This is a genomic window from Thiomicrospira aerophila AL3 (assembly GCF_000227665.2).
GTDB classification, from domain to species: Bacteria; Pseudomonadota; Gammaproteobacteria; order Thiomicrospirales; family Thiomicrospiraceae; genus Thiomicrospira; species Thiomicrospira aerophila.
Genome location: NZ_CP007030.1, coordinates 16,061 through 26,844 on the forward strand (window position 1 = coordinate 16,061; position 10,784 = coordinate 26,844).

General features: G+C 42.9%; 7 protein-coding genes. 4 read left to right on the forward strand and 3 right to left on the reverse strand.

The window, feature by feature from the left end:
- Position 1: 1 nt before the first annotated feature.
- Positions 2-1,690: an ATP-binding protein gene (locus tag THIAE_RS00095; RefSeq protein WP_006460002.1), complete on the forward strand. Its 1,689-nt coding sequence runs from the start codon at positions 2-4 to the stop codon at positions 1,688-1,690.
- Here the strand turns inward: THIAE_RS00095 and THIAE_RS00100 are convergent.
- Positions 1,687-3,735, reverse strand: a complete 2,049-nt coding sequence (locus THIAE_RS00100; protein WP_006460001.1) for a putative bifunctional diguanylate cyclase/phosphodiesterase — start codon at positions 3,733-3,735, stop codon at positions 1,687-1,689. The two genes, THIAE_RS00095 and THIAE_RS00100, sit on opposite strands and share 4 nt — an antisense overlap.
- A gap of 89 nt (positions 3,736-3,824) precedes the next feature.
- Between THIAE_RS00100 and THIAE_RS00105 the strand changes: the two genes are divergently transcribed.
- Both THIAE_RS00105 and THIAE_RS10455 read left to right on the forward strand, forming a co-directional pair.
- The gene (locus THIAE_RS00105) at positions 3,825-5,147 is read left to right on the forward strand and encodes a DNA recombination protein RmuC (RefSeq protein WP_006460000.1); all 1,323 of its coding nucleotides are present in this window, start codon (positions 3,825-3,827) and stop codon (positions 5,145-5,147) included.
- A 44-nt stretch (positions 5,148-5,191) separates the two neighbouring features.
- Positions 5,192-6,415 (forward strand): HD-GYP domain-containing protein, encoded by a 1,224-nt coding sequence (locus THIAE_RS10455; protein ID WP_025299235.1) that lies wholly within the window; start codon positions 5,192-5,194, stop codon positions 6,413-6,415.
- A 23-nt stretch (positions 6,416-6,438) separates the two neighbouring features.
- Here THIAE_RS10455 and THIAE_RS00115 read toward each other — a convergent pair whose 3' ends face one another.
- On the reverse strand, positions 6,439-6,846 hold the full coding sequence (locus tag THIAE_RS00115; protein WP_006459998.1) for a response regulator: 408 nt from the start codon (positions 6,844-6,846) through the stop codon (positions 6,439-6,441).
- A 28-nt stretch (positions 6,847-6,874) separates the two neighbouring features.
- A complete protein-coding gene (locus THIAE_RS00120) occupies positions 6,875-9,979 on the reverse strand; it encodes an ATP-binding protein (protein ID WP_025299236.1) in 3,105 nt (1,034 codons plus the stop codon).
- A 79-nt stretch (positions 9,980-10,058) separates the two neighbouring features.
- Here THIAE_RS00120 and THIAE_RS00125 point away from each other — a divergent pair, with 79 nt between their 5' ends.
- Positions 10,059-10,769: a transglutaminase-like cysteine peptidase gene (locus tag THIAE_RS00125; protein ID WP_204205739.1), complete on the forward strand. Its 711-nt coding sequence runs from the start codon at positions 10,059-10,061 to the stop codon at positions 10,767-10,769.
- Positions 10,770-10,784 lie beyond the last annotated feature (15 nt).

Consider the following 10,784-nt stretch of genomic DNA (forward strand, 5'->3'; position numbering starts at 1 on the left):
CATGAATAATTTAGACGAAACTGAAATTCTTTATGAGATTTCTTTATCGCTAGGCAGCAGTCTTGACCTCACCAAAATGCTAAGAGAAGCCATGGCAACGATTATGCGCACCCTGAATTGTAGTGGCGCACAAACTTTGCAGGCCATCAGCTCAGACGATAGCCTTGACAATAAAGCAGGCCAATTAGTTTGGAAGCCGGTTTGTACATTGCCCCGTACCTTAGATCGTAGTGCGAGTTACCTTGCTTTTTTAGCGGCCGCTGAATTACCAAGCTTGGAGACTGTTCGTGCAGAATGGGAGCAATCGCTTCCCAAAGTCCAGCAGATTGAAAATACTCGTTACATCCTGTTTAATTTGCCCCAATTTGGTGTGTTAGCGCTCGAACTGCGTGGGGCGGATTTAACGCATAGCCTACAAAAGTCATTACAGGTGTTGATGAATAAGCTGGCGCATGCAGCACATGCATGTCTCTACGAAGTGGAGTTACAGCGACAAATTGAAGCGGCCAAGGCGGCGAGTATTGCTAAAAGTCAATTTTTGGCCAATATGAGTCATGAGCTGCGCACCCCGATGAATGGTGTAATAGGCATGACGGATTTGTTATTGCTAACCCCCTTAAATACAAAGCAGCAACGCTATGTGGATATTGTCAAATCCAGTGGTCAGTCGTTACTCGCTATTATCAATGATATTTTAGATTTCTCGAAGATTGAAGCGGGTATGCTCAATCTTGAAGTCATCGACTTTGACCTGCAGCAGGTTTTAGATGATCTCGTAGCAGGCCTGGTGTTTAAAGCGCAAGAAAAAGACCTTAAGCTCGAACTGCTGATTGATGAGCAAGTGCCAAAGCGAATCAAAGGGGATCCAGGGCGTCTTAAGCAAATTCTGCTGAATCTAGTCGGGAATGCGGTGAAGTTTACGCCAAAAGGCAAGGTGGTCGTCAGCGTCACTCTAACAGATGAGCAACCTCAGCAAAGCACTGATGTGCAATTACACTTTAGGGTGACTGATACGGGTATTGGCATTCCGCCCGATAAGCTTGACAGATTATTTCAAGAGTTTAGTCAGGTGGACCCATCGCATACGCGTCAATATGGCGGCACAGGATTAGGCTTGGCTATTTCAAAGCAATTGGCGGAGTTGATGGGCGGCGCAATAGGTGTCAACAGTATCCCAGGTGAAGGTTCAACTTTTTGGTTCACCGCTTGTTTTAGCAAACAAGCGGTAAGGCCAACATTGAATAAGGCAGCTACCATTGCTCAGGATAGTTTGCCAACATTTAATCATCAAACGGTGCATATTTTATTAGCAGAGGATAATCTGATTAATCAAAAAGTAGCTTTGGGTATTTTACAAATGATGGGGTTGAGTGCGGATGTGGTAGCCAATGGTCAGGAAGCACTTGAAGCAGTTAAGGTACAGCAGTATGATTTGGTGTTAATGGATGTGCAGATGCCAGTCATGGATGGATTAGAAGCAACGCATCATCTTCGCGATGCCGCATCCCTATATTACCGTCCAAATTTGCCAATCATCGCCATGACCGCAAATGCAATGCAGGGTGATAAAGAAAGCTGTTTAAAAGTAGGGATGAATGACTACATGACTAAGCCGGTATCACCGGCTGTATTAGCCACACTGCTGCAACAGTGGTTGCCCGATCAGGCGGTAATCAAAAAACAGAATTAACCTGCGCAATGGCTAGACAGAAAATGAATAAACTGTTGTTCATCCATGGGTTTAGCAAAAAAATATCCCTGAATCAGTCCGCACCCTTGCTGTTCAAGCCATTGTTTTTGCTCTGATGTTTCAACACCTTCCGCTATGACAGTCAGTTTTAAGGCTTGGGCTAAGGCTATCACCGCTTGAGTAATCGCATGGATATCGTCGTGTTCTTGCTGGCCAAGATCATCCACTAAGCTTTTATCAATTTTAAGTTTTTTAACGGCCAGTTTACGAAGCTGAGCTAGGTTTGAATAACCGGTACCAAAGTCATCAATCGCAATCAAAAAGCCACGTTCGGCAAGCGCACTGATGTTTTTTAAAGCGATATCATTGCCTTCTTCCACCAATTGACTTTCGGTTATTTCCAGTTCTAAGCAATAAGGTGGAATAGTATAAGCAGTAATACGCTCAACAAGATAATCAACAATGTTGGGTTCTGATAAAAATTCAGCTGGAATGTTGATGGCAAGATAAAGCGTGTCAAAACCCTGTTTATGCCAGCTGCGTAAATAGGCAAGTGATTTTTCAATAAGCCAGTAGGTAATGGGAATGATCAATCGTGTTTGTTCAGCAATCGGTATAAAAGTGCTGGGCGGAATAGATTCCCCTTTGCTGGTACACCAGCGCAACAACACTTCGGCGCCAACACATTTTTTGGAGGAGAGATTAAGTTGCGGTTGAAATACCAGTGAAAACTCGCCGTTTTGCTGGGCGGCTTGCATTTGTGACAAGAGCACCAGATATTGTTCAGATTGTTTTGCAAAGGCGGGTTCATAGAGCACATAATCTTTGTTGTGAATCTTTTTTGCTTTATGCAAGGCTGTTTCAGCACAATGAAATAATGCATCAAAACGCTCGCCATGTTCCGGTGACAAACTTATTCCTGCTCTAGCCATGAGTTTGATCGGATAATGGGGTGAAACTTGAATCGCCTTAATCGCCTCTAAGGCGCGTTCTATCAAATTCGTCAATTCATGGATATCCTTGTAAGGCATGATCAACAAAAAATCATCTTTATGGATTCGGCTGATGTGTGTATCTGACGAAAAAAACGCTTTTAAGTGATTAGCGACCCGTTGGAGCACTAAGTCTCCAACAGCGTGTCCTAACACATCATTAATAAGCTTAAAGTTTTGGATATCCAGCAAGACAAACGCATAGACGTCTCTTGTTGTATCACGCAATTTATGCCAGGCGTTTTGAGTGGCAAAGCGGCTCGATAATCCAGTTAACTGATCATTATGAAGAAGTGTAGAGAGTTTCTTTTGGGTGTTAAATTGATCCGTTAAGTCAATTAATGAACCAATCATTTTGATAGGCTGACCCTGTTTATCATAGTGCAGAACGCGTCCGCTATCATGTACCAGCCGTTCGCCAACAGGTGTGATAATTCGGTAGGTGTGGGTGAATGTGTCGCCTGTTGCTAGCACCTGTTCAATAGCTTGCCAAACCCGCGCAAAATCTTCTGGGTGAATCCGAGAGGTAAAATGCGATAGTTGGCTCGGATCCTCTAAGCTTTGGTAAGCAAAAATATCGCGCCAGGCCTGGTTATGATCAATTCTATTGGTAATGATGTCCCATGACCACATGCCTTGTTGAGATATATCGTAGGCTTGTAGCAGTTCGGTATTGAGTTGTTGGGATAGTTCTTTAAAGTTTATTAAGGCCGTTTGGTCAAGAGCAATCCCAACAAGATAGTTTTGGTCATCCTGGTGCAGTTGCCGATAAATAAGCTGGTAGTGACGCCCTGCTAAGTAAGAGCTACAAGCGGAAAGTTTACCCTGTAAAGCTTGTTCAATTTGGTTAAGTATTGCAGGATTATCGGCATAGACGTCGCGATAATTCAGACCAACCACTTCATTGTCTTTAATCCCAAGCTTTTCTAAGCCTTGACCCTTTGAGAATTTAAAGTAACCTTGTTCGTCAATGACAAATACAATCAAAGGCATGGACTCAAGCACCCAGTCAAACACGGTCGTAAATAATGGTTCAGGGTGTGAAGGATTCACGCCAAGGCCTCCAATGCCAACTGTTGTGAATTTTTTATAATGTTAGTTTACTAAATTTTAACCTGTTTGTAGAAGGCTAATTGATCACTATGATGATAGATACGTTTATTTTAATTTCCAGCGGGTTATTGCTAGGGTTGTTACTAGCAGGCCTGCTAGTCTGGCGCAAACAGGTTAAGCAAAATCAGGCTCAGCTGACCGAACTGCACTCCTATCAACAACGTTTTCAACAACTTAGTGAAGACTATCGTGCCTTAGAAAGTCGTTATGATGCCGCGCAGCAGCATTTTGCACAAGAGCGCGAACATTTTAGTAATACTAAGGCGGCATTAACCCATGAATTTGAAAATTTGGCGCAACGGATTTTTGAACAACAGGGTCAGCAGTTTTCACAACAAAATCAAACGCAAATAAGCCAGCTTTTGCAGCCCTTTCGGGAGCAGGTGTCGAGTTTTCAGCAGCGAGTAAATGAAGTACACGATGCGGCTACTCGTGGGCAAGCAGGCCTGCAAGCGGAGTTGCGCAAAGTCATCGAATTGGGCATGAGCATGAGTCAAGAAGCGCATAACCTCACGCGGGCGTTAAAGGGTGATGCGCAACAGCGCGGGGCTTGGGGGGAAGCGCAATTACGTCGCACGCTAGAAATGAGCGGGTTGATCGAATCGGTTCATTTTAGTGTACAAGATAGTTTTAAGGATGCCCAGCACCGCGATAAACGCACGGATTTTGTGATTAGACTGCCAGATGCAAAACACATTATCTTGGATAGTAAGGTGTCGTTAGTTGCGTATGATCGTTGGGTGGCCACCGAATCTGAATCACCAGCGGCACAACAGGCCGCGCTCGATGCACACTGTCAGGCCGTGCGTCGGCATATTCAAGAGTTGGCCGCGAAAGATTACACTCAACTTATTGGGGTAAAAAGTCCGAGCTTTGTGCTGCTGTTTATGCCGATTGAGCCGGCTTATATTGCGGCCTTAAAAGCCCAGCCGGGTTTGTTTGATGAAGCCTATAATCAGGGTGTAGTGTTGGTATCCCACACCACTTTGCTGCCCATTTTGCGCACCATCACTAATTTATGGACTCTGGCACAGAGCCAAAATGAGGCTCAAGCATTAGGCGAAAAGGCGGGCGAAATTTATCAGCAGGTGAGTGTCATTGCCGAGCGACTCACCAAATTAGGTACAAGCCTGAGTGCGGCGAGTAATCATTACAACAGCACCGTCACCGCCCTGGCGGGTAATCAAGGTCTTTATGGTAAGGTAGCGCGTTTTAATCAGCTTTCGACCAAGGTGCAAAAATCCTTACCGACATTAGAAACCAAGCATATAGACTTTGATACTGAGCGCTTGAGTATGTTGATAGACCCGTTGAATACAGATTTAGACAAGACGTCAGAAAAAATTAATTGATATATTTATTCGATTAGTGTAATTTGGCTAGAAATTAATCACAGATGAAACCTATGCCGCTTAATGAATCTATGCAATTTGAATGGCGACGCGCGCTAATAAAGCTTTTGCAGCTTAACTTGGTGTTTTTGTTGTTAGCTATTATTGGCAATTTATTATTTGATCGTCTGCTGTTAGCCGCCGTTCATACTTTGGCGCTAGTAATTCTGACAGTTTTACTTTGGGCTGCACGCGAAACTGAATTGTCTCGCATAGAGCATGCTTATTTGTTGACCATGTTCATTTACTTTTTTAGTTTCTTTTGGTTAAAACTAGAAGCTTTTGATTTAATTTGGTTAACCTTGTTTCCTGCCATGGCGGCTTTTGTGGTTCAAACTAATAAACGCCTATTACAATGGTTGGTCTCTTTTCAAGCAGGCCTGCTAGCGGTATTAGTGATTGTCAGTCAACAATGGCTTGGCTTGGCTTATAGTCCATTTTTGGTTGGTAACCTGATGTTTGCCAGTATTTTTATAAGTATGTTGGCTTGGTACAACTTTAATTACAAAACCAAGCTGATAGCCGCGCAGCAAGCATTTAATAGTCATTTAGAGCTGCGAGTTGCCGAAGCTACCCAAACTATTGCACAACTTAATCAGGATTTAGAGGCATCACAGCGAGATGTTGTACTTCGATTAGGTGAAATATGTGAAGTCCGTTCAAAAGAAACCGGTCAGCATGTACAGCGGGTATCAGAGTACAGCCGTTTTTTAGCAGGTTTATATGGACTTGATGCAACCGATATAAACTTGTTGCATGATGCGGCGCCGTTGCACGATGTAGGCAAAGTAGCGATACCGGATGCCATTTTAAATAAACCTGGTCGTTATACAGATGCTGAATTTGCGATTATGCGCGAGCACGCCAATATAGGTTATAACCTGCTAAAAACGTCTAATCAGCCGCTGTTAAAGATGGCGGCGATTATTGCTCGCGATCACCATGAATGGTGGAATGGGCAGGGCTATCCAAATCAACTCACGGGTGAAAATATTTCTATTTATGGGCGCATTGTGGCGATTGCTGATGTATTTGATGCACTGTCATTTGAGCGAGTGTATAAACCGGCTTGGTCGGATGAAAAAATTTATAGTTATTTTGAGCAGCACTTAGGGACACAGTTTGATCCGACTCTGTGCCAGTTATTTTTAGACTATTATGCCGAGTTTATTAAATTGCGTAATAAATTCAGCCAGGAACCAGCTCAAAAATCAAAAAAAGCCGCATAATTTTGATTCTAAAACTATTCGCTCTAAGACTTAGAAGTACTTGCTGGTCTAGCTTCCGCAGCTAGTTTTAAGTGCATCGCCACTTTAGCTTGTAATGAAATAGGTATAATTGGCTTGGTGATAAAGTCATTACCGCCACTAGCATAAGCCTGCTTTTCGTCTTCAGGGTTGGATTTGGCAGTGATAAAAATTATGGGTGTTAGCGCAAATTGCGGCATCTTGCGAACGAGTTGACAAAACTCATAACCATCCATATCGGGCATCATCACGTCGAGCAATATGATATCAGGCGTATAAGTTTTTAACAGCTCGACCCCTTTTAACGCTGAATTAACAACTTTGATGTCATAATCATGTCTAAATAGGTCGATCATCAATTTAAGATTGAGAGGGTTGTCATCAATACAAAGAAGCTTTGCTTTTTGTGGCATGCTTTATCCTATAAAATTACCTAGAGCGTCATTTTATATCAATACAAAAAGTAGGGTTATTAATTAATTCTAATGCTTGTTCAAATTCAAATTGATTAATACTATCTTCAATTTTGTCAAACAGTGTTTCAGGCAACATAGGTTTTAGGTTTACTGTCAATTCTTGCCATAAGGATAAACTGTTGCCATCAAAAGTCTGTAAAGCGTGTTTAAGTTCTTCTAATTTTGCAACGATTTCTGTGTGATCAAGCACCGGGTAAGACTGGGTATAGTCTGAAGTATTAGGGTTTGATAAAAATTGTTTTAAATTAGCAAAGCTCAGTTCGCAAGCACTCTGACAGTCGCTAAAAGATTCGGCTAACAACGTGGCAAGTTCGGTATCTGCATACTGTCCTGTCAGTATTTTATCCATCTGCATCAGATGTTCGCTAATCAAGTACGCACCTAGTGAAGCGGATATACCTTTAAAGCTATGAATGAGTTGTCTAAGTTCGGGCCATTTATGCTCATTGACTAGTGCGGTGACTTTGGTATTCATCTGATGATAGTTTTGATAATAATCTGCTAATAGGCGATGCAATAAAGCCCGTGAGCCATTTAAATAAATCAGGGCTTGATTTAGGTCAAAGCCATAAATTTCCGGTAAATGCTGTTCTTCAGTCTCATCAGCTTTCAAGTTATTCTGCGTATTTAAGCCATTAAGATGTGCATTTGATTTTAATGGCGCTGACACGAGTTCGGCTATCGTCACAAATAAGGATTGGGGCTGAAAAGGTTTTAGCATCGCACTGACATAGCGATCTTTAAGGTGGGTAAGTTCTGATTCAAGAGAGTCGGCTGACAGCATAATAATTGGGGTGGTTGCATAATTCACCATATTGCGCAACTTGGCAAGGGTCTCTAAACCACTTAACCCAGGTAAGTTTTGGTCTAACAAAATTAAAGACGGTGGCTGCAAGGCTTGCTGCTGGGCATAGCTAAGCAGCGCTTCACCTGAATTGAATAGCTGATGTCTAACCCGTTCTGAGTCAAATAGTTCGCTAATAATCTGTCGATTGATCGGGTTGTCTTCTGCCACCCAAACTTGAGTATGGCTAAAATCAAACTTTAATTGTGTAAAAGCATCAACAGGTGATGTCAGAGGTTCACATTTAGGTAGTTGAATGTTGAAATAAAACTCTGACCCTTGCCCAGGATGACTGTTGACAGCAATTGTTCCGCCCATCTGCTTTACAAAGGCCTGAGATATCGCTAAGCCCAGTCCAGTACCGCCATAGCGACGCGTGGTACTGCTGTCGGCTTGATAAAAAGGGGTAAACAAGCCATCAACTTGCGAAGCGGTCATGCCAATACCGGTATCCTGTACTCGAACCGATAGCTTATAGTGTTGATCTTTTTCAGTAAGATCGACAAGCAGTGATATCTGACCAAGCTCAGTAAATTTAATCGCATTTCCCACAAGATTGGTAATGACCTGTTGTAGGCGCAATCCATCGCCTATTGCCCACATGTTTTTCAGCTGGTCAATATTGGTGTTAAAAGTAATTGCGCTGTTATTAAACTGATAGTCAAAAATATTGCGCACATAATCAAATGGATCAAACAAGCAAAACGGATGTTGTTCCAGTTGTACGCGATCGGCTTCGATTTTACTAAAGTCTAATAATTCATTAACAATCATCAATAGGCTTTTGCCGGCTTGTTCTATTTTGTTCGCGTAATCATGCTGTTGATTATTTAAGCGAGTCATTTTTAATAAGTGACACATGCCAATGACGGCATTTAGTGGGGTGCGGAGCTCGTGGCTAACATTGGCAACCAACTGTGATTTAGCTTGATTGCTGACTTCAGCTTGTTGCGTTTTGACCTCAAGTTCTTGTTGCAACTTAATAAGCGGGTCAATGTTTGTGTGGGTGCCCAGCATTCTAATTGGCGTACCATCTGGAAGGTGTTGGGTGACGCGACCACGCCCTTGAATCCAAGTGTAACTGTTGAGGTGGTTCTTTAGACGATATACCACTTCAAAGGAACGATTACTTTTGATTGCCTCATCAACCTTTTCAAACATGATCGTCAAGTCATCAGGATGTACCATGGCTTTGAATTCGTCTAACTGCAGCTGTTTGCTAAGTGCAGGGTAGCCTAGCATTCGCATACATTCTGGCGACCAAAGTAATTGCTCTTCCATATCCCATTCCCAATAGCCAGTTTCACTTGCAGCCACGATACTGTCGTAACGTGCAATGGTTTGCTCTAGACCCAACTGTTGATGCTTTTGCACAGTAACATTTTGCAAATGTACAAAAATGCGTAATAACTGATCATGCTCATCGCGCTCGGTAGTCATGGCCATATCAAACCAAATAGGTGCATGATCGGGTAAACTCAACTCTACATTTAACTGGGCTGAATTAAGTTTGCCGTTGTACAGTTGTTCAAGCTGTTGGTTAAACTCCTGTTGCTGTGAGGGCAAAAAGTATTGACCTAGATCGGTGAGTTTAATGGTTTCGGGAAGTTGATCACTCAATTGACGTGCATAGTCGTTTAAGGGGATCAGCCTTGCCTGGTCAGTTGTATCAACAAAAAACAACATTTGATGGGCGTGACTAAGCAGCGTTTCAACTTTTGCTAATTGATAAGACTGTAGCTGTAAATCAAAATGAGCGCTGACCAGGCCTGCTAACTCGGCCAAACGCTCAAACTCAGCTGCCGATAATTGGCGTGGCTGATGATCAATAATACAAAGCGTGCCAATAACCAAATTATTAACTAATCGAATCGGTTGGCCGGCATAAAAAATAATGGGATTTTCTTTGGCAATAACAAAAGGGTTGTCGAAGAAGCGTTCGTCTTCACGTGTGTCTGGAATTAATAAGGCTTGGTCAGAGGCTACCACATGACCACAAATGGAAATGTCACGATCAGATTCAGTTAAGTTAAATCCCTCACGGGCTACAAAGCATTGGCGACTCGATTCAACGACACTAATAAATGCAATTGGGACGTTGAACACTTGGGCCGTGAGTGCAACAATAGATTGCATAAAAGGCTGCATAGTGGCCTCTTCAAAATGCAATCGTTTTAAAGCCAATAGGCGTTCAGCTTCGTTAGCAGGTTTTGATGGTCGAATCATTTTATACTTCGTTATTTTACGTTTTATAGGGTAAGATTATGCCATAAACCTGATTGAGGGGGGCTGTTTCGCAACAGCAATGATTAGCAAATCACATTTATTAAACATGCCTTGGCAACGCTTAACGCTATTGGGTTTATGCCTATTGATTGCGCTGGTGTGGTTGGGTATTTGGCAGTCCAATAAGGCCTACGCTCAAGTTACGATAAACTTTAATCAGTTTAACCAACAGTTGGTGCAAAAGTTTGGCGCTCGGCGCTTACCTGTTGGACAAGCTTGGCAACAACTTGTAACCGAATTAAACGGCTTGTCTGACGTCCAAAAATTGCAACGCGTGAATGCTTTTTTTCACCAAAATGTACGCTATCGTACCGACCAACAACTTTATGGCATGGAAGACTATTGGGCTACACCGCTAGAAACCTTGGGACATGGACTGGGTGATTGTGAGGACTATGCGATTGCTAAATATATCACCTTGCGCAAAGCGGGCTTAACAGATCAGCAGTTACGACTTATTTATGTTCGTGCCAATGTGCGTGGTCGGGTGGAAGCTCACATGGTTCTGGGCTACTACGCAACCCCCAATGCAGAACCGTTAATTTTAGACAGTTTAATCCCCCGAATTTTACCGGCCTCGCAGCGAACTGATTTAACACCGGTGTTCAGTTTTAATGCCCAAGGCTTGTGGGCTGGCAACCAGCGTTCAGCTTCTAGTCCAACGGCGCGGTTGTCGCGCTGGCGATCAGTATTAGATCGCTTAGCGGCAGAAGGAATTTATTTTGAATAGTCATCTAACTAGGAA